We start from the raw sequence: 19385 nt of genomic DNA on the forward strand, positions 1-19385 counted from the left end.
CTTATCCCTGCGCTTACTCACAGCTTTATACACAGGTAATTTCCAGCAGGGATAGTTTTCCCGCATTTCCCACCGACTATTCCCACGCTATCCACGGGCTTATGCCCAGCCTTATCCACAGTTAAAACTTATCCAGTTCAATCCACAGCATTTTCAACAAGCTTATCCACAAACCCTGGAAAAGCGCCTGAATTCGTATCTCGGAAACATTTCCAGTATTCGTATGCGCTTTTTATGCACTGCTTATCCCATGCTTATCCGCTCACTACACACCTGATATACGCAAGCTTCTCCACATGTTTATCCACAAGCCGATAGACTTGGAAAAAATATAGACGGCAATAAAAAAAGCCGGGACAAGTCCCGGCTAGGCTAGCGCAATGGCTGGCTTATTTTGGCTTCTTGACTGGACGGCTCCAGTTTTCGATGGTCACCTGACGGGGACGCGAAATGGTCAGCTTGCCGGCCGGCGCATCCTTGCTCAGCGTAGTACCCGCACCCAGCGTCGCGCCTTTGCCCACCGTCACGGGAGCGATCAGCTGGCTATCGCTGCCGATGAACGCGTCGTCTTCGATCACGGTACGGAATTTATTCGCGCCATCGTAATTGCAGGTGATGGTGCCAGCGCCAATATTTACGCGCGACCCCACGGTGGCATCGCCGATATAGGCCAGATGGTTGGCCTTGCTATGGGCGGCCACCTGACCATTTTTGATTTCAACGAAGTTACCCACATGGACGTCTTCCGCCAGCACAGTACCGGGACGCAGGCGCGCATACGGGCCGATAATGGACACCGGCCCCACCACCGCTTCTTCAATATGGCAGAAGGGCTTGATCTGGGCGCCAGCTTCGATACGGGCATTTACCAGCACGCTATGCGCGCCCACCTGTACGCCATCGGCCAGTTCGACCGTGCCTTCGAATACGCAACCGACATCGATCACTACATCGCGCCCACAGATCAGTTTGCCACGTACATCGATACGGGCCGGATCCATCAGCGTCACGCCCTGTTCCAGCAGTTTTAGTGCGATATTGCCCTGATGGATGCGTTCCAGCTCGGCCAGTTGCACTTTGCTATTCACGCCCGCCACTTCCCACTGGGCCGACGGCTGTGCCGCCACCACTGGGACGCCATCGGCTACAGCCATGGCAACGATATCGGTCAGGTAGTACTCGCCTTGCGCATTGTTATTCTTCAGTGCGCCCAGCCATTGCTTCAGGCGCGCCGTCGGCACCACCATGATGCCGCTGTTGATTTCCTTGATCGCGCGCTCGGCCTCGGTGGCATCCTTCTGCTCGACGATACGCTTGATTTCACCGTTTTCGCGCACGATACGACCGAGACCGAATGGATCATCCTGTACCACCGTCAGAATGCCCAGCTTGTCCTGACCGGCCACATCGATCAGGCGCTGCAGCGAAGCCGCCGTGGTCAGCGGCACGTCGCCGTACAGAATCAGGGTAGGCACCTGATCATCGAGTTCCGGCAAAGCCTGCATCACGGCATGGCCGGTACCCAGCTGAGGTTCCTGCAGGGCCGTTGCCACTTTTTCTGGCTGTTTAGCCAGCATCTCCAGTACGGCTGCGCCACCGTGGCCGTAAATCACGCATAATCGGCTAGCCGCAAGACTACGTGCCGTATCCAGTACATGCGACAGCAGGGGCTTGCCCGCCAGCGGATGCAGAACTTTCGGCAAAGCCGATTGCATGCGTTTGCCCATGCCTGCTGCGAGGATCACTACGTTCATAGGTGCCAGTTCAAAAGAGTTAACGAATGCGAAAGTTTAACATGGCCGTTCCAGCTTCTAGTGCACTCTGGCGTTACACCTGCGGGCTATTATTGCTGCTGGCGCTGGGCGCCTGCAGTTCGCTGCGGCTCGCCTACAACCATGGCGATACCCTGATCTACTGGTGGCTGGATGGCTATGTTGATCTCGACCATGATCAGAAAAACCGCGTCAAACAGGATATCAACCAGTTATTCCAGTGGCACCGCAGTACCCAGTTGCAGGATTACGCGCTATTGCTGCAGAACAGTCAGCAGCAGCACCTGAACCAGCCCACTGATGCGGCACGACTGCGCGCCAGCTGGAACGAAGTACGCCAGCGCAGCCGCCTGCTGCTGATGCATGCAGTGCCACAACTGGCCGATCTGCTGCGCTCGCTGCGGCCGGAGCAGATCACCGCACTGGAAAAGAAGTTTGCCGCCAACAACGCCGAATTCCGCCAGAAGTATATGCAGGGCGATAGCACCGCCCAGCATAAAGTACGCTACCAGCAGGCGCTGGACCAGTTCGAACTCTGGTTTGGTGACTTCAGCCGCGCGCAGGAAGCCCAGATCCGCCGCTATTCCGACGCCCGTCCCCTGATCAATCAGCAGATACTGGACGACCGCATCCAGCGCCAGCACGATATCGTTGCGCTGGCCCGCAAAGTCCAGAAGGAGCAGCCGGACCGCGACACCACCATGGAATTGCTGCGCCAGCAGATCAACGAGACTTTCCGCCACATGGAAACGGGCGCCCGCGCACCCGAATTCGACGACTACGAAGCTGCCACCACCCAGATGGTACTGGGCGTGATACAACTGGCGACGCCGGCCCAGAAGGCCCACGCCAGCAAGAAAATCCAGGGCTGGATCCACGATCTGCGCCTGCTGGCGCAGGAAGGCCAGAGCGGCAGGCCGTAAAGTTCCGTATGTTATAGTCGCGCCTGATTATCAATGACCAGCAAGTCGCCGCATCATGCCTAGAAAGCCCCCCAGCAAACCCGCCAAACCGGCCAAAGTTCCCGTCCATGGCCCGCAGCACAGCCATCAGGTGCGCATCATCGGCGGTAGCTGGAAACGCACGCCGCTGCCCGTACTCAGTGCTTCCGGCTTGCGCCCGACGCCGGATCGCGTACGCGAGACCGTGTTCAACTGGATCAACCACCAGCGCGATGCCAACTGGAGCAACGCCCGCGTGCTCGATCTGTTTGCCGGTAGCGGCGCACTGGGCTTTGAAGCGGCTAGCCGCGGCGCGCTCAGCGTCACCATGGTCGATACCGTTGCACCCGTGATCCAGCAGCTGGAAGCCATCAAGCAGAAACTCAAGGCCGACAACGTGCAGATCATGCGCGGCGACGCGTTAGCCGTGGCCCAGTCGGCCGCCAGTCGTGGCCAGCGTTACGACCTGATCTTCCTCGATCCGCCTTACCAGCAAAGTTTTATCGAACGCGCTTTGCCGCTGTGCAGCAATTTGCTGGAAGAGGGCGGGCTGGTATATGCCGAATCAGGCATACCACTGGAATTTGCCGATGACGCCACGCCGGAATGGATGGCGGGCTGGGAAGTAATCCGCGCCGATAAAGCGGGCATGGTGCATTTCCATTTACTAAAACGCAAGATTTAACCCACCCGCAACGGAAAAACCGACCGACCGTCTGCCGCAAATGCGGGCAGCCGGCATTTTTCAGGCATAATGGCGCGTTCTAAATTGGTGCACTGCAAGGAGCCGACATGGTCGTAGCTGTTTATCCGGGAACTTTTGATCCGCTGACCCGTGGTCACGAGGATCTGGTGCGTCGCGCATCGGGTCTGTTCGACACGCTGGTGGTCGGAGTGGCCGATAGCCAGAGCAAAAAACCATTCTTCACGCTGGAAGAACGCCTGACCATCGCCAACGAAGTGCTGGGCCACTATCCCAACGTGAAAGTGCAGGGCTTTTCCGGCCTGCTGAAAGATTTCGTGCGCGAGCATGACGCCCGCGTGATCGTGCGCGGCCTGCGCGCCGTGTCCGACTTCGAATACGAGTTCCAGATGGCGGGCATGAACCGCTACCTGCTGCCCGATGTCGAAACCATGTTCCTGACACCGTCGGACCAGTATCAGTTTATCTCCGGCACCATCGTGCGTGAAATTGCCGTACTCGGTGGTGACGTCTCCAAATTTGTGTTCCCCTCGGTCGACCGCTGGCTGCAAAAGAAAATTGCCGCCACCCGTGACCAGTAAGCAGCGAGTACTAGCATGGCCTTAATGATTACCGACGACTGTATCAATTGCGACGTTTGCGAGCCCGAGTGCCCCAACGATGCGATTTTCATGGGCGCCGAAATTTACCAGATCCACCCTGACAAATGCACCGAGTGCGTGGGACACTTCGACGAACCGCAGTGCCAGCAGGTCTGCCCGGTGAGCTGCATTCCCTTCAATCCTGCCATGCGGGAAAGCAAAGAAGAACTGCAAGCCAAGTTCGAGCGCCTGCAGGCCACCAAGGCCTGAGCGGCCACACCAGCATGCCGCAGCGGCCAAACGGCGCCGCTTGCGGTATTCCCTGCCTGCTGTCACCCTGACGGTGGTATATTCCGATCGAGTCCTGCCCGCTCTGAGCGCCGGCCCTACTATCTTTCGGAGACCCACTATGAAACGCAGAAATATCCTGAAAAGCCTGTTTGCCGCCACCATGCTGGCTGGCAGCTGCTGCCTGCCCGCGCTGGCGGCCGTAGACGTGGCAGGTGTAAAGTTTGACGATAGTATCAAGGTCGCCGGCAGCGAACTCAAACTCAATGGCGCCGGTGTGCGCACTAAAGTGATTTTCAAGGTGTATGCGGCGGGCCTGTACCTGACGGAAAAGAAAACCACGGTGCCGGAAGTGCTGGCCACCAGCGGCCCGCGCCGAGTCGCCATCACCATGCTGCGCGAAGTAAGCTCGGATGATTTCGGCAAGGCCTTCATGGAAGGTCTGAACAACAATACCGACAAGAGCGAGCGTACCCGCATCCTGCCGCAGACCATGAAATTCGGTGAGGTGTTCGCCCAGATTCCCGCCCTGAAAAAAGGCGACCAGCTGACGCTGGACTGGACCCCGAACGAAGGCACCCAGTGCTATCTGAACGGCAAGAAGATCGGTGAACTGATGCCCGACGTGGCGTTCTACAACGCCGTGCTGCGCATCTGGCTGGGCGAGCATCCGGTCGATAGCGACCTGAAGCCAGCCCTGTTAGGAACGAAGTAAGTACCTACTTATGCTTAGCTGAACTGATTCAGACGCGCGAAGCAATCGCGCGCAGTTCGGCTACGTGGCTGGGTTCGCCTTCGATGGAATTCAGCATACGCTTGAGCAGCATAGCGTCGCGCATCTGGCGACGCTGCAACTGCTCTTCCTTGCTCAGTTTCGGGCGCACCAGCAGCATGGCGGCACGGCCCAGACCCAACAGCAGCGGCTTGAACAGGACCAGTACGGCGCACACGGCGCCGCTGGCCAGCGCCAGCTCGCCAGCGCTAATCAGCGAGATATTTTGTAGAGCAGAAATCAGAGTAGACATGGTGTTACAAGGCATTTAGAATCAGGCGGTACTATAGTGCAGTGCAACATAAGTATCCAATTTACTTCCCCGATAACAATTATTCATTTGGTGAATGGAATGTCGTATCATTGATAAAAAATGATATTTCTTCTCCCACCCACCATCTGAGCCACGACTGAGCCGCCATGAGCTTTCTGACGCTAGACTTGAACCTGTTACGCGTCTTTGACGCCGTGATGACCGAGCAAAATCTGACCCGCGCGGCCGGCCATCTGGCCATGACCCAGCCGGCTGTCTCGAATGCCATCAAGCGTCTGCGCGAAAGTCTGGGCGACGAATTACTGATCCGCACCGCCTACGGCGTGAAACCGACACCGCGCGCCGAATCGCTATGGCCATCCGTGCGCAGCGCGCTGGCCAGTCTGGAAGCAGCGGTCGCACCGGAGACCTTCGATGTGTCGGCCGCCCACGCTACCTTCCGTATGGCCATGGCCGATGCCACGGCCGCATTCTGGCTACCCGCACTGATGCGCTCGATCGAAAACGAAGCGCCGGGCGTGAATGTGCGCATGGTGCCGCTGACCACGCGCGAACCGCGCCCCATGCTGCTGCGTGGCGACATCGATCTGGCGGTAGGTTTCTTCCCCGGCGTCGCCGCCCAGCTATCGTATGAAACGGGTTCACCGATCCGCCACGAGCGGCTGTATTCCGGCCATTATGTGTGCGTGATGCGGCGCGACCATCCGCTGTCGAAAGTCGAGCTAACGCTGGATAACTATTGCGCGGCTAATCACTTGCTGGTGAGCTTCTCCGGCCGCGCCCACGGTCTGGTGGACGAAGCGCTGGCCCAGATCCAGCGCGAGCGCCGGATTCTGCTGACAGTGAACCAGTTCTTCACGGCCGGACGGGTGGTCGCCAACTCCGACCTGATTACCGTGCTGCCGCGCCACCTGATCGCCTCGACGGGGATGACGGATGCGCTGATTTCCAAGGAATTGCCGTTCCAGCTGCCGGCCGTCCACCTCGACATGCTGTGGCACGAACGCGATGCCCGTAGCCCGGCCCACAAATGGCTGCGCCGCCATCTGGAAGGCATGAACAGCGTGGCCCAGCGCACGGCGCCCGGTTCGGCGCCCCGTAGCGATACCTACTAACACTACGCAGCCATAGCGCGCTAGCTGTGGCTGGAACGGTAGCCGACGCGGAAGCCGCCCCAGTGGCGGCCATTCACATAGATGGGCACGGACAGATCGTGCATCACTTCGCCCGTATCGCGCTTATAGGTCTGTAACAAAAACGGTTGGGTATTGCTGCCGCAGCGCTTGCCTGTACGGTCGCTAAAAATCCGCTTGGTGCGGTTATTCACCATATCGATGTCGTAGTTACCCGTCAGCGGCTGGGAGAATTTGCGATTATGGGTGGGGAAATAGCCATTGCTATCCACAGCCCCCGCATAGGCCAGTTGCGGCATGGCTTCCAGCACAGCTTCCTGCAGGGGCGGCAACACCCGATCAGTAAAGTCATCGAAACGCGATTTGTGTTTTTGCGGATTGGTGTTCGGTATCGGCGTGTAATGGCGGTCGAACAGGGCATCCTGACTGATCTGACCGCTGGCAATCGCCGATTCGAACAAGCGCCCCACATCGCGCGCAGCCTGCTGGGCCGCAAGCCGGATCGGATCATGCGAACTCTCGATGGCCGATGCGCTTAGCGCACGGGTAATCACTTCGGCCCGTTCAGCCAGCGCCTGCGCCGAACCGGCCGCACGCGGCAGTTGCTGCTCGGTCGAATGCAGGCTGTCACGGATACTGCCCACACCCTGCGCGATGAATTCACTGGTATCCACATGCTCGCGCGCAGCCTGGGCGATCTGGCCAATCTGCTGTTCCGATACGCTGGACGACTGTTCTATATTGCCCAGCAATCCATGCACGGTTTCCACATTGCCGGCCGCTACACTAACGCTCTGGGCCAGTATGGTCATGCCGCTGGCAGCCTGCTCGGCCTGCAAGTTAATTTCGCGCACCATGGCGCTGATTTCATCGGTGGCTTCCTTGGTACGGAAAGCCAGCTGGCGCACTTCATTGGCCACGACAGCAAACCCTCGTCCCTGTTCGCCGGCGCGGGCCGCTTCGATGGCGGCATTCAGCGCCAGCAGATTGGTACGGGCAGAAATCTCGCTGATGGCTTCGGTAAAGCTGTAGATTTTGCGGGCATTCGTCTGCAAGCTGGCCATCATGGTGGCAGCGGACTGGGCTTCGGTGCGTGCCGCCTTGATGCGCTGCAAGCCCAGATCGACTTCATTGCGTCCCGCCACCGTTTCGCCTTTGACTTGCGCGGCAATGCGCGCGGCCTGTTCCGCATTGGCGGCGATGGTACTGGAGGATGTGAGATTTTCCGTGGCGCGGTCGGCAATTTCGGTGCTGGTGCCGACATCGAGCGCCACTTTGGCTTTGACGGAATCGACAAAGAAGGAAGTTTCCGCCGCGCCTATCATGATGGCGTCGATTTCATCGCCCACTACGCGGGCAAAACGGCGCGCGCCATCTTCCCTATGCTGGCGGGCGTCCAGCCAGCGGATCAGCCCGGCAGCAGCCAGTGCAGCAGGGATGCTTAACGCTGCGGTGGCGAGCAGGGACAGGGGGCTATCCGTCAGCCAGCCCAGTAAGAGAGCGATTACCGTGCCGAGCAGCGCTGCCGCGCCCAGCCCAAGTCCCCTGAACAGCCAAGGCTGCTGTAAAAGCTTCATCTGTCTCCCCCGTTACGGTGTACAGCAGGAGAACGGTGTAAATTTCGTTCTCTGCTGCTATTTTATGGGCAACTTGGTGGTATTCTTCACCTCTTCCATAACGGCGTAAGTGTGGGTTTCACGTACACCTTTCTGGAGCAGGGTTTTGCCAAGGAATTCACGGTACGCCGCCATGTCCTTGACGCGGGCTTTAACCAAGTAGTCAAAACCACCAGCAACCATATGGCATTCTAATACTTCTGGTATCAGCTGAACGCTATGTTTGAAGGCATCGAACACTTCGGGGGTGGTGCGATCGAGCACAACCTCGATGAAAACCAGTAAGGAAACGTCCAGTAACTGGGGATTGAGCTGGGCCGTGTAACCCATGATGTAGCCGGATTCGTGCAATTTGCGCACGCGTTCCAGGCAAGCTGCTGGTGACAGATTCACCCGCGCAGCCAGTTCTACGTTGCTGATGCGGCCATCGCTCTGCAATTCCATCAAGATTTTTTTACTGATCTTGTCTAGCATTTCCGGGGACTCCAAAATTAATATTATTTGGTTAAATTGTCTCACCAAAAACAATCTATTGCTAGTCCCTTGTAATACCAGAATTAATCCAGAAGAAATCGCTTTACAATCGAATCATTAGCAGTTCACTTCGAAACACGCTCGCCAGCACTCGCCGGTCGAGCGTTTTTTCTAATGTACGGCACTAAAATTTCTTACTGAAAGTTATCCATGTCTGCTGCCAACAGCCCACGTTTTACTCCCTTCTCCGCGCTACAGGACGAGATTCTGCGCGACCCGATTCCCCTGCGCGCCGCAGTGACCGCCGCCTACCGGCGCGATGAAGTCAGCGCTGTACAGTGGCTGCTGGAACAGATAACCAACAATGACGATGCCACCCTGAAGCAGTCGCAGCAACTGGCCCATAAACTGGTCAGCTCGGTACGCGCCCAGCGCACCCGCGCCTCCGGTGTGGATGCCCTGATGCATGAGTTTTCCCTGTCGTCTGAAGAAGGGGTAGCGCTGATGTGTCTGGCTGAAGCATTGTTGCGTATTCCCGACAACGCCACAGCCGACCGTTTGATCGCTGACAAGATCAGCAAAGGCGACTGGCGCAAGCATCTGGGCGAATCGCCTTCGCTGTTCGTGAATGCCGCCACCTGGGGTCTGCTGATCACGGGCAAACTGGTCAGCACCAGCAGCGAAACGGGTCTGGGCTCGGCTCTGACCAAGCTGATTTCCAAAGGCGGCGAACCGCTGATCCGCAAAGGCGTGGATCTGGCCATGCGCATGCTGGGCAACCAGTTCGTAACGGGCCAGACCATCGATGAAGCGATCAAGAACGGTCAAACCAATGAAGCGCGCGGTTACCGCTATTCCTACGACATGCTGGGTGAAGCGGCGCTGACGGAAGCGGATGCCAAAAATTACTACGCCTCCTACGAAACCGCCATTCACGCCATCGGCAAAGCCTCGAATGGCCGCGGCATCAAGAACGGCCCCGGCATTTCTGTCAAACTGTCGGCCCTGCACCCCCGTTACAGCCGTGCCCAGCGCTCCCGCGTGATGGAAGAGCTGCTGCCGCGCGTACGTGCACTGGTACTGCTGGCCAAGCAATACAACATCGGCCTGAATATCGACGCGGAAGAAGCCGACCGTCTGGAACTCTCGCTCGACCTGATGGAAGCACTGGCACACGATCCTGCACTGGCCGGTTTCGAAGGCATAGGCTTCGTGGTGCAGGCTTACCAGAAACGCTGCCCGTTCGTGATCGACTACCTGATCGACCTGGCCAAGCGCAGCGGCCGCAAATTCATGGTGCGTCTGGTCAAAGGCGCTTACTGGGATGCGGAAATCAAGCGTGCACAAGTCGATGGCATGAGCGGCTATCCCGTCTACACGCGCAAGGTCTACACCGACGTGTCGTATCTGGTCTGCGCACAGAAACTGCTGGGCGCCACCAGCGTGATCTACCCGCAGTTTGCCACCCACAATGCACAGACCTTGTCGACCATCTACACCTGGGCCAAGCGTGACGGTGTGACCGACTACGAATTCCAGTGCCTGCACGGCATGGGCGAATCGCTGTACGATCAGGTCGTGGGCAAGGATAATCTGGATAAAGCCTGCCGTATCTATGCGCCGGTCGGCACCCACGAGACCCTGCTGGCCTATCTGGTGCGTCGTCTGCTGGAAAACGGTGCCAACTCGTCCTTCGTCAACCAGATCGTCGATGAAGCAATTCCCGTCGAATCGCTGATCAAAGATCCCGTGGCGCTGGCCCGCGAACAGGGCGGGCAGCCGCATCGCGGCATTCCGCTGCCACTCGATATGTTTGGCACGGAACGTAAGAACTCGGCCGGCTTCGATCTGGCCAATGAAAACGTGCTGCGCCGCGTGGCCGCCGAACTGGCCGAGCCACATAGCTGGCACGCTACGCCACTGCTGGCCGGTGGTGTCAGCGCGGGTCAGCCAGTACAGAACGTCACCAATCCGGCCCAGCGTAGCGATGTCGTGGGCCAGCTGGTAGAAGCCAGCGCAGCCGATGTGGAAACCGCGCTGACCAGCGCCAGCCAGTTCGCCATGGACTGGCAAGTCACGGAACCGGCCGTTCGCGCTGCCGCACTGGACCGTGCGGCCGAGCTGTTTGAAACCAACGCCATGGAACTGATGACGCTGGCGATCCGCGAAGCGGGCAAATCGCTGCCGAATGCCATCGCCGAACTGCGCGAAGCGGTCGACTTCCTGCGTTACTACGCGCAGGAAGTACGCGGCGGCACGAATACGCTGGCGCTGGGCCCTGTCACCTGTATCAGCCCATGGAACTTCCCACTGGCAATTTTCACGGGTCAGGTTGCCGCCTCGCTGGCTGCCGGTAACGTGGTTCTGGCCAAGCCGGCCGAACAGACCCCGCTGATCGCCCACCGCGCGGTGGAACTGCTGCACGAAGCAGGTATTCCGCGCGCTGCGCTGCAGTTCCTGCCCGGCCGCGGTGAAGTAGTGGGTGCCGCGCTGACGGCCGATAGCCGTATCAAAGGCGTCATCTTTACCGGCTCGACCGAGGTAGCCCAGCTGATCAATCGCACCCTGGCCAAACGTGCCGCCAGCGAAAACATCGACATTCCCCTGATCGCCGAAACGGGTGGCCAGAACGCCATGATCGTGGATTCATCGGCATTGCCGGAGCAGGTGGTACAGGATGCCATTTCGTCGGCTTTCGATAGCGCGGGCCAGCGCTGCTCGGCACTGCGCGTACTGTTCCTGCAGGAAGATATCGCCGACAAGACCATCAAGATGCTCAAAGGCGCTATGCAGGAACTGAATGTGGGCTGCCCGGATCGTCTGGTGACGGACATCGGCCCTGTGATCGATGCGGAAGCCCAGCAGAATCTGCTGTCGCACATCAACAAGCTGAAAGCCACGGCGCTCAACTACTTCTCGCTCGATCTGCCAGCCCACGTGACGTCGGCCGGCACCTTTGTGCCGCCGACGGTACTGGAAATCCGCTCGCTGGAGGAACTGACGCAAGAAGTCTTCGGCCCCGTGCTGCACGTAATCCGCTACCAGCGCGCTGACTTGCCCAAACTGATCGACCAGATCAACGGCAGCGGCTTCGGCCTGACGCTGGGCGTGCATTCGCGTATCGATGAAACCATCGATTACATCACCAGCCGCGCACATGTGGGCAATATCTACGTGAACCGTAACATTGTGGGTGCCGTGGTGGGCGTCCAGCCTTTCGGTGGTGAAGGCAAATCGGGCACCGGCCCGAAAGCCGGCGGTCCGCTCTACCTGAAGCGTCTGCAGCGCGATGCCGTGGCCAGCCACGACCATGTTGCCAGCGATTCGCCTGCCCTCGATACCTTCAAAGCCTGGGCCAGCACCCATGGCCACGATCATCTGGCCCATCTGGCCGAGGCCTATGGCCGCCATACCCAGCTGGGTCAGTTGACGGTCTTGCCCGGCCCTACGGGCGAGCGCAACACGCTGGCACTGGTAGCCCGTGGCGCAATCGCCTGCGCCGCGGCTAGTCAAGCGGTGCTGCTCAATCAGCTGGCCGCCACGCTAGCAACGGGCAATATCGCGTTGATGAGCACGGAAACGGCAGAATATCTGCCTAAAGACTTGCCTGCAGCCGTGAAAGACCGGATACAAGTAATCGCCCAGCTCGATCACTTTGAAGCCGATTTCCAGATCGCGCTGGTGGAATCCGCACTGACAACCAGCCTGCGCAGCCGTCTGGCAGCCCGTGACGGGGCACTGGTGGGCGTGATCGACACCAATGCCAACGATGCCATCCCGCTGTGGCGTCTGCTGGCTGAGCGTGCTCTGTGCGTGAATACCACCGCAGCGGGCGGTAATGCCAGCCTGATGACGCTAGACGCATAAACCAGACGCTGAATACAACGATTACCTGTTGCTGTCTTGAGGCCGGAAGAAATTCCGGCCTTTTTTTATGCTTTGCAGAACTTTTCGATGATGTCGTAAGCGTAACGGGAAGCTACCGTTTTAACGAAACGCATGAAATCCACTGCCGCATCATCATTGGCGTTATCCGAGATCGTGCGGATCACGGCAAATGGAATGCCGAGCTCGAAACATACTTGCGCCACGGCGGCGCCTTCCATTTCTACCGCCAAAATATCAGGTAGTGCCCCTTTCAAGGCTTCGATCTGCTGACGTTTGCCGATAAATTGATCCCCACTGGCAATCAGGCCGCGATGTACCCGTCCCGTTTTAGCGGCAACAGTAGCCAGTTTATCCGTCAGGGCTCGGTCACTGGCAAAACGGGTCAGCCCCGTCAGAGGTATTTCATAACGGGGAAACAGGGGACTGGCATCGAAATCGTGCTGGATCAGTTCTTCCGCGACGACGATATCACCCACATGGACGTTTTTATCCCCGCTACCGGCCACGCCGGTAAAGATGATGTGGGTAACTTCAAACTTTTCCACAAGGATGGCAGCTGTCATTGCCGCAGCAACCTTGCCTATACGCGATAAAACGCACACAGCGTCGATTTCCCACAGTTTTCCGGCTGTGTACTCACGCATGCCGTAAAAACGCCTGGTGGGGCTCTCCATGGCTTCTATCAAGCCATGCTGTTCTTCCGCCAACGCACTGATGATGCCTAAACGCATACTTTTTTCCCTGTAATGGCGATTCAGACTGTGGATGAATCAGGATTTTTCCACAGTTAATCGCTTGAAACGGTGCATTTTAAGGCGTTTCTTATGGGTCAGTGGCTTTTCAGATGGCGAGCAGGGCTTCAGATTTCACGCAGAGTTCGCGTTTTCGCGGTTTAGTAGTTTACAAAAGGTTTTATATAAAAATAGTAGTAGTAGTAAACGTATAAGTAGCTGTGGATAAGTCTTGTATACGTTTACAAATCATTTGTTTACGCGAAAGATAAGGATCTGCATAAGCGCTGTACCATTTCAGGAGCAATTCTGTATAAAATGCGGCCGTTTGGAAAACTTTGTCCTTACTCACAACTCGTCCTGTGGATATTCAGCGAGTTATTCACAGCCGCCTAGCCGTTTTTCAGTTTTTGCTCCAGTTCGGCACCTGAAATAGGGCGCGAAAACAGATAACCCTGCCCCAGATCGCAACCTGCCTGCTTCAGTATGGCCAGTTGTTCCAGCGTTTCGATACCTTCCGCGATGACTTTGATGTCGAGTTTGTGCGCCATCACGATAATGGCTTCCCATAAAGCATGGCCGGGCCGGTCGTGGCTAAGATCCGTGATCAATGAGCGGTCCAGTTTGATGTAATCGACATTGAAGCGTTTGAGGAAAGCCACCGAACAGTAACCGGTACCGAAATCATCCAGCGAAATCTGCATATGGGCTTGCTGGAATGCGGCCAGACGCTGGGCCACCTGATAAGTGCTGTCCAATAACAGGTTTTCCGTCACTTCAATGATGATGTTTTCCGTTGGAACCTCTAGTTCACGTAGGTAATCAAGCCAGTTCTGATAGTTGCTGCCGTTTTCACGGAATTGCCAGGCTGATTTATTGACGCCGATCTGGAAGTTTTTATGGCCAGACTGGCGCAAACGCTGGACTTCCTGGGCGGCCTGACGGAACACCCAGTCACCGATTTCAACGATCATGCCGCTACTTTCGGCAATGCTGATGAATTCTGCCGGGTTGAGCAGGCCCCGTTCCGGATGTTCCCAGCGCACCAGTGCTTCCGCTTTGCAGATTTTTCCTGTTTGTAGATCGACGATGGGCTGGAAAAGTAGCCGTAATTCGTTGCGCGCCACGGTTTCGCGCAGCTCGCTAATCAGTTCCATACGGACCCGCGTGGCTTCCTGCATATAGGGCGCGAAATAATGGAAGCGGTTACGGCCTTCCTGTTTAGCGATATACATCGCCTGATCGGCATTTTTGATTAAAGTTTCAGCATCTTTGCCATCTTCAGGATAAAGCGTAATACCTATGCTGCTGGAAACATGGGCCGTATGCTCATTTAGCTCAAACGGCGTGCTCATCTGACGCAAAATTTCCTGTGCAATCCGTGCGACATCGCTGGCGTTACGCAATTCACTGAGAATGATGGTGAATTCGTCGCCCCCCAAGCGGGAAACAATATCGGTACCGCGCACACAGGAAGTCAGGCGCTGTGCTACTTGTTTCAGCAGTAGATCGCCTTGATCGTGGCCCAGCGTGTCATTAACCTGTTTGAAATGATCAACATCGAGGAAAACCAGCGCCATCGGTAGTTTGGAGCGGTCGGTTTTCTTCATTTCCAGACGCAGATGTTCATGGAACATGCGCCGGTTCGACAAGCTTGTCAGTGCATCGAAATTGGCCTGACGCCAGATCAGTTCTTCCGAAGCTTTTTTCTTGGTGATGTCTCTTAGTAATGCAACATGGCGAATCGGATTACCTTCTTCATCAAATACTGTATTGACCCGCATGGAAACCAGGAAAGTTTCACCATCTTTATGTTGCTGCCAGATTTCACCTTCCCATTCGCCATGTTCGAGGATGGATTCCGACATACGGTCAAATACACTCTGTTCCTGCTGGCCAGCTGCCAGTTCATAGCCGCGATGATCGATCAGGTCTTTTTCTAAATAGCCATATAACAGGGAAAAGGCTGGATTGACGGTCAGAATTTTGCCTTCCACGTCCGTCACCATCATGGCTTCGCTACTGTTCTGGAAAAGCAATGCTGCCAGGCGCATCGATTCTTCGTTGGCCCGTAATTTTTTTTCCATTTCACTACTAGCGACGTACAAGGCGCGATAGCGCTGCTCTTTTTCCTCCTGCCGTTGATAAGTCCGTAGTGAAAAATGACCGGCGCCTATCATCAGCAATAGTAAAGCCGTTAAACCAGCGCCGGCGATCAAATAATTTTGCTGCAGAATCCGGTTTGCTTCGGCGTCGTTACTACCAACTACGATAATCAGCGGCATTTCGTCCAGTGCGCGATAGCTGTACACCCGTTTTAGACCATCGATGGCACTGACATCGTGATAAGTCCCTGTACTGCTGCGCTTCAGATATTCAAATAACTGGCTGGGAGCCAGATTGTGGCCAAAAGTGGCAATGAAATTCGGCACGCGAACGATGACTTTGCCTTTTCCATGTATCAGTGCGATGACGATGTCGGCATCAAAGCGCGAATTTTCAAATACGGTAACAAAGCGTTCAATGTTCACAGGCGCGACTATTACGCCGAGAAATTCTCCGTGATCATTTTCTACCCGTCGACTAAGAAACAGCATCGGTATCTTTTTCGCTGTAGTCAGTTCGGGCTCGCCAATGTAGAGGTGGCCACGAAGATTGCTATCAAGATGGGCTTTAAAAAAGTCTTTATCCCGATACTGCATGTTCAGTAGCTTGCTTCCGTCCGAGGAGGCAATGCTGTTGCCCTGGTTATCCAGAAAGATGATGGCGTAGTCGCCACTGAAATTGGCATTGTGAGAAGACAACAGCTCCGACATGGTGGTGCTGGAGCGACTTTGCTGGCGAGTCAGTACTTTGATTGCACTGGAAAAACTCAGCAGAGAAAGGTCGACTGACTGGATGGAGTAGAGCACATGGGCTTCCATCGCTTTGGCGTAGTGCTCGGTCTGGCTGCGAACAGCATGTTCGCGTTCGTTGTAACTGGTGCGGAATTGGGAAATAACGACGGCAATAGCCAGTATTGCCATCAAAAAAAGGCCAGTAAGCAAGCGTCGCCGGAATTTTAGATAGCCGGGCGACCGTTGATTGTTGCGCAGTTCAGGCAAGTCATCTCCGGCAAAGGCTTGATGCTTTACAAAAAGAAGCTAGTGCTATTTATACCGAATTCCCTATTCGGAGTCATGGAATTTTTTCACTGTTGGGTGGTGTCGCCTGCGGCTTTTGCGGTTATGGTTTACTTTAAAGATGTATACATAAAAAATAGTAGTAGTTGTTAACGCAGACACTATTCTGTGGATAAGTCTTCATTTCGGATTAAAATCAGCTGTTTACGAGCTGCATAAGCAGGCGAGCAAGCCGTGTATGAGCAGAGAACTGTTTTGGGATAAAAAAATGGTTGTCCCGAATACTTTTGTTTACTCACATTCGATGCCTGTGGATATCCAAACACTTATCCACAGAAGATTTCGCCTCAAAAGTGAGAAATCTGATGAAGCTCGCAACGGTTTTCCCTCATCCCATTGTTCAAGGGCCGACTGCCGGTGGCTGTAATACGCCGGCGCAGGTGGCTGCCGTGTCGAATGCTGGCGCACTCGGTAGTCTGGCTTGTTCCTTATTGAGTCCTGATGCCATTCGTAGCCAGACGGAACAGATACGTGCTTTGACGCAGCGACCGTTTTGCCTGAATTTTTTTGTGCTGGAAACGCCACAAGCTGATCCTGCCGAGGTAGCACAGGCGGCGGAATATTTACGGCCAGTCTGGTCGGCGCTGGGCTGGACGGAACTGCCCATGCCTGCCAAATGGTGCGAAGACTTCACCGCCCAGTTTGAAATGTTGCTGACTTTAAAGCCCGCCGTAGCGAGTTTTACTTTCGGAATTTTGAGCGAAGAACAGATCAGAAGACTGCATGATGCCGGGATTCTGGTGGTGGGAACGATTACCCACGTGGCCGAAGCGCTGGCCTGGCAGGAACGTGGCGCCGATGCCGTCATCGCTTCCGGCATCGAAGCGGGCGGCCATCGCGGCACGTTTATCGGACGGCAGGAAGATGCGCAGCAGGGTATAGATCAGTTGTTGGGGGCGGTGGTGGCCGCTGTCAGTATTCCTGTAATTGCGGCAGGTGGTTTCATGACGGGCGCCGATATCAAGCGGGCATTGCAAGCCGGTGCACAGGCCGTACAGATGGGCACCGCTTTTTTGGCCTGTGAGGAATCGGCCATACCAGCCATCTATAAACACCGTCTGCTGGATGCAGGCCACCATCCTACCCGTTTGACGCGCAGTTTTTCTGGTCGTTATGCACGCGGTCTGGATAACCGTTTCATGCAGGTGATGGCAGTGCACGAACAGCAAGTACCGCCTTATCCTATCCAGAATGCGTTGACAGGGGCGATCCGTGCCGAAGCAGCCCGACGAGGCGAAACGGAATGGATGTCGCTCTGGTGCGGCACGGGCGTTGCCCGCATCCGCAGCATGCCCGCTGCCCAATTAATTTCCACTTTGCTGGCGGAGCTCGCTGCCGCCTGATCGCAATACAAGAAATACGACGCTGGAAGGAGACGTTTTGGACTCTGCAGGGACGTACGATTACATCATCATTGGTGCCGGTTCTGCCGGTTGTGTGCTGGCCAACCGCCTCAGTGCCGACAGTAGTAAGCGCGTGCTGTTGCTTGAAGCGGGAGGCAAGGACGATTACCTATGGATCCATATCCCCGTCGGTTATCTGCATTGCATCGACAATCCCCGTACGGACTGGCGTTTCCGCACCGAAGCGGATGCGGGACTAAATGGCCGCAGTTTGCTGTATCCGCGCGGGAAAGTACTAGGCGGCTGTTCTTCCATCAACGGCATGATTTACATGCGCGGTCAGCGCGAAGATTACGAGCGCTGGGCTGAACTGGTCGATGACGATAGCTGGCGCTGGCCGTCCGTGCTGGAACTGTTTAAAAAGAGCGAGGATTACCATGGCGGTGCGTCGGAACTACATGGCACGGGCGGCCTGTGGCGGGTAGAAAAACAGCGCCTGTCGTGGCAGGTACTGGATGCTTTCCGCGATGCGGCAGAACAGACGGGCATAGCCAAAGTCGATGATTTTAATAGGGGTGACAATGCCGGTTGCGGCTATTTCGAGGTCAACCAGCGGCGCGGCATACGCTGGAATACAGCCAAAGCCTTCCTCAAGCCGGCCAGAGGAAGGCCGAATCTGACCATCATGACCGCGTGTCACGTGGAACAACTTCAGATCGAAAACGAGGCGAGGGGCGCTATCTGTCGTGGCGTGATTTTTACTGCGAGCGGCAGCCGTTACAGCGCACAGGCGACACAGGAAACCGTGCTGGCCGCTGGCGCCATCGGTTCACCGCAGATACTCCAGTGTTCCGGCATCGGCGCGGCGGGCCGATTGCATGAACTGGGCATCAGGCCGCAGCTAGACCTCGCAGGCGTGGGTGAAAATCTGCAGGACCATCTGCAGTTGCGCATGATATTCAAATTGAATGGCAAAGCCCGCACGCTCAATACCATGGCGGCGTCGGCGTGGGGCAAGTTCCGTATCGGTCTGGAATATGCGTTGTTCCAGAGCGGGCCGATGTCTATGGCGCCGTCCCAGCTAGGCGCATTTGCCCGTTCCGACGCGGGCCAGTCCACCCCGAATCTGCAATACCACGTGCAGCCGCTGTCGCTGGAAAAGTTCGGCGACCCGCTGCATGCTTTCCCCGCCTTCACGGCCAGCGTATGCAATCTGCGTCCCACCGCGCGGGGCCATGTGCACATCGCCAGCGCCGATAGTTACGTCGCACCAAAAATCGCCCCCATGTATCTAAGCACGCCGGAAGACCGCAAAGTGGCGGCCGATGCGCTGGCACTTACGCGCCGTATTGTGGCTGCCCCCGCCATGCAGCAGTACGCGCCGGAAGAATACAAACCGGGACTGTCTTATCAGACGGAGCAGGAGCTAGCCCATGCTGCCGGCAATATCGGCACGACGATTTTCCATCCGGTCGGAACCTGCAAGATGGGGCGGCGCGATGATCCCATGGCCGTAGTCGATAGCAGTTTGCGTGTAATCGGGGTACAGAATTTGCGCGTGGCCGATGCATCCATCATGCCCTTGATCACCTCGGGCAATACCAATTCTCCGACCGTGATGATTGCCGAAAAAGCTGCTGAGCTGATCATTTCAGGCCGGCAATGAATCGTCGCGCACGCTAGGTCT

The 19385-nt window shown here is 56.4% G+C and carries 15 protein-coding genes; 9 read left to right on the forward strand and 6 right to left on the reverse strand.

What is annotated here, in order from left to right; translation table 11 throughout:
* Positions 1–389: 389 nt before the first annotated feature.
* On the reverse strand, positions 390–1754 hold the full coding sequence (glmU, locus tag ABNT42_RS02075) for a bifunctional UDP-N-acetylglucosamine diphosphorylase/glucosamine-1-phosphate N-acetyltransferase GlmU (protein WP_348693372.1): 1365 nt from the start codon (positions 1752–1754) through the stop codon (positions 390–392).
* Positions 1755–1795: 41 nt separating this feature from the next.
* Here glmU and ABNT42_RS02080 point away from each other — a divergent pair, with 41 nt between their 5' ends.
* From ABNT42_RS02080 to ABNT42_RS02100, 5 genes are all read left to right on the forward strand, one after another.
* Entirely contained in the window at positions 1796–2695 is a 900-nt protein-coding gene (locus ABNT42_RS02080) for a DUF6279 family lipoprotein (RefSeq protein WP_348693375.1), read from the forward strand.
* Between the two features lie 55 nt (positions 2696–2750).
* Positions 2751–3398: a 16S rRNA (guanine(966)-N(2))-methyltransferase RsmD gene (gene rsmD / locus ABNT42_RS02085; RefSeq protein WP_348693378.1), complete on the forward strand. Its 648-nt coding sequence runs from the start codon at positions 2751–2753 to the stop codon at positions 3396–3398.
* A 107-nt stretch (positions 3399–3505) separates the two neighbouring features.
* Positions 3506–3997 (forward strand): pantetheine-phosphate adenylyltransferase, encoded by a 492-nt coding sequence (coaD, locus tag ABNT42_RS02090; protein WP_155435614.1) that lies wholly within the window; start codon positions 3506–3508, stop codon positions 3995–3997.
* Between the two features lie 15 nt (positions 3998–4012).
* Positions 4013–4267 carry a YfhL family 4Fe-4S dicluster ferredoxin gene (locus tag ABNT42_RS02095; protein ID WP_348693381.1) on the forward strand — a complete coding sequence of 85 codons (255 nt, stop codon included), beginning with the start codon at positions 4013–4015 and terminating at the stop codon, positions 4265–4267.
* 139 nt (positions 4268–4406) lie between these two features.
* Positions 4407–5000, forward strand: a complete 594-nt coding sequence (locus ABNT42_RS02100) for a chalcone isomerase family protein (protein ID WP_348693382.1) — start codon at positions 4407–4409, stop codon at positions 4998–5000.
* Positions 5001–5028: 28 nt separating this feature from the next.
* On the opposite strand, the gene ABNT42_RS02105 is transcribed toward ABNT42_RS02100, so the two are convergent.
* Positions 5029–5310, reverse strand: coding sequence for a hypothetical protein (locus ABNT42_RS02105; RefSeq protein WP_348693384.1), 282 nt, complete (start codon positions 5308–5310; stop codon positions 5029–5031).
* A gap of 167 nt (positions 5311–5477) precedes the next feature.
* Here ABNT42_RS02105 and ABNT42_RS02110 point away from each other — a divergent pair, with 167 nt between their 5' ends.
* Positions 5478–6446, forward strand: coding sequence for a LysR family transcriptional regulator (locus tag ABNT42_RS02110; protein WP_348693386.1), 969 nt, complete (start codon positions 5478–5480; stop codon positions 6444–6446).
* Between the two features lie 20 nt (positions 6447–6466).
* On the opposite strand, the gene ABNT42_RS02115 is transcribed toward ABNT42_RS02110, so the two are convergent.
* Together ABNT42_RS02115 and ABNT42_RS02120 are read right to left on the reverse strand one after the other, a co-directional pair.
* The gene (locus ABNT42_RS02115; protein WP_348693388.1) at positions 6467–8041 is read right to left on the reverse strand and encodes a methyl-accepting chemotaxis protein; all 1575 of its coding nucleotides are present in this window, start codon (positions 8039–8041) and stop codon (positions 6467–6469) included.
* Between the two features lie 57 nt (positions 8042–8098).
* Entirely contained in the window at positions 8099–8554 is a 456-nt protein-coding gene (locus ABNT42_RS02120) for an Lrp/AsnC ligand binding domain-containing protein (RefSeq protein WP_155435608.1), read from the reverse strand.
* A 210-nt stretch (positions 8555–8764) separates the two neighbouring features.
* Between ABNT42_RS02120 and putA the strand changes: the two genes are divergently transcribed.
* Positions 8765–12421 carry a trifunctional transcriptional regulator/proline dehydrogenase/L-glutamate gamma-semialdehyde dehydrogenase gene (putA, locus tag ABNT42_RS02125; RefSeq protein ID WP_348693390.1) on the forward strand — a complete coding sequence of 1219 codons (3657 nt, stop codon included), beginning with the start codon at positions 8765–8767 and terminating at the stop codon, positions 12419–12421.
* A gap of 65 nt (positions 12422–12486) precedes the next feature.
* Here putA and ABNT42_RS02130 read toward each other — a convergent pair whose 3' ends face one another.
* Positions 12487–13173, reverse strand: coding sequence for a 5'-methylthioadenosine/adenosylhomocysteine nucleosidase (locus ABNT42_RS02130; RefSeq protein ID WP_348693392.1), 687 nt, complete (start codon positions 13171–13173; stop codon positions 12487–12489).
* A 392-nt stretch (positions 13174–13565) separates the two neighbouring features.
* Positions 13566–16277, reverse strand: coding sequence for an EAL domain-containing protein (locus ABNT42_RS02135; RefSeq protein WP_348693395.1), 2712 nt, complete (start codon positions 16275–16277; stop codon positions 13566–13568).
* 383 nt (positions 16278–16660) lie between these two features.
* On the opposite strand from ABNT42_RS02135, the gene ABNT42_RS02140 reads away from it, so the two are divergent.
* Both ABNT42_RS02140 and ABNT42_RS02145 read left to right on the forward strand, forming a co-directional pair.
* The gene (locus ABNT42_RS02140; protein ID WP_348693397.1) at positions 16661–17698 is read left to right on the forward strand and encodes a nitronate monooxygenase; all 1038 of its coding nucleotides are present in this window, start codon (positions 16661–16663) and stop codon (positions 17696–17698) included.
* A gap of 37 nt (positions 17699–17735) precedes the next feature.
* Entirely contained in the window at positions 17736–19364 is a 1629-nt protein-coding gene (locus ABNT42_RS02145) for a GMC family oxidoreductase N-terminal domain-containing protein (protein WP_348693400.1), read from the forward strand.
* Positions 19365–19385: the final 21 nt, after the last annotated feature.

Origin of the sequence: Duganella fentianensis, from assembly GCF_964031615.1 — a bacterium.
Taxonomy (GTDB): domain Bacteria; phylum Pseudomonadota; class Gammaproteobacteria; order Burkholderiales; family Burkholderiaceae_D; genus Rugamonas; species Rugamonas fentianensis_A.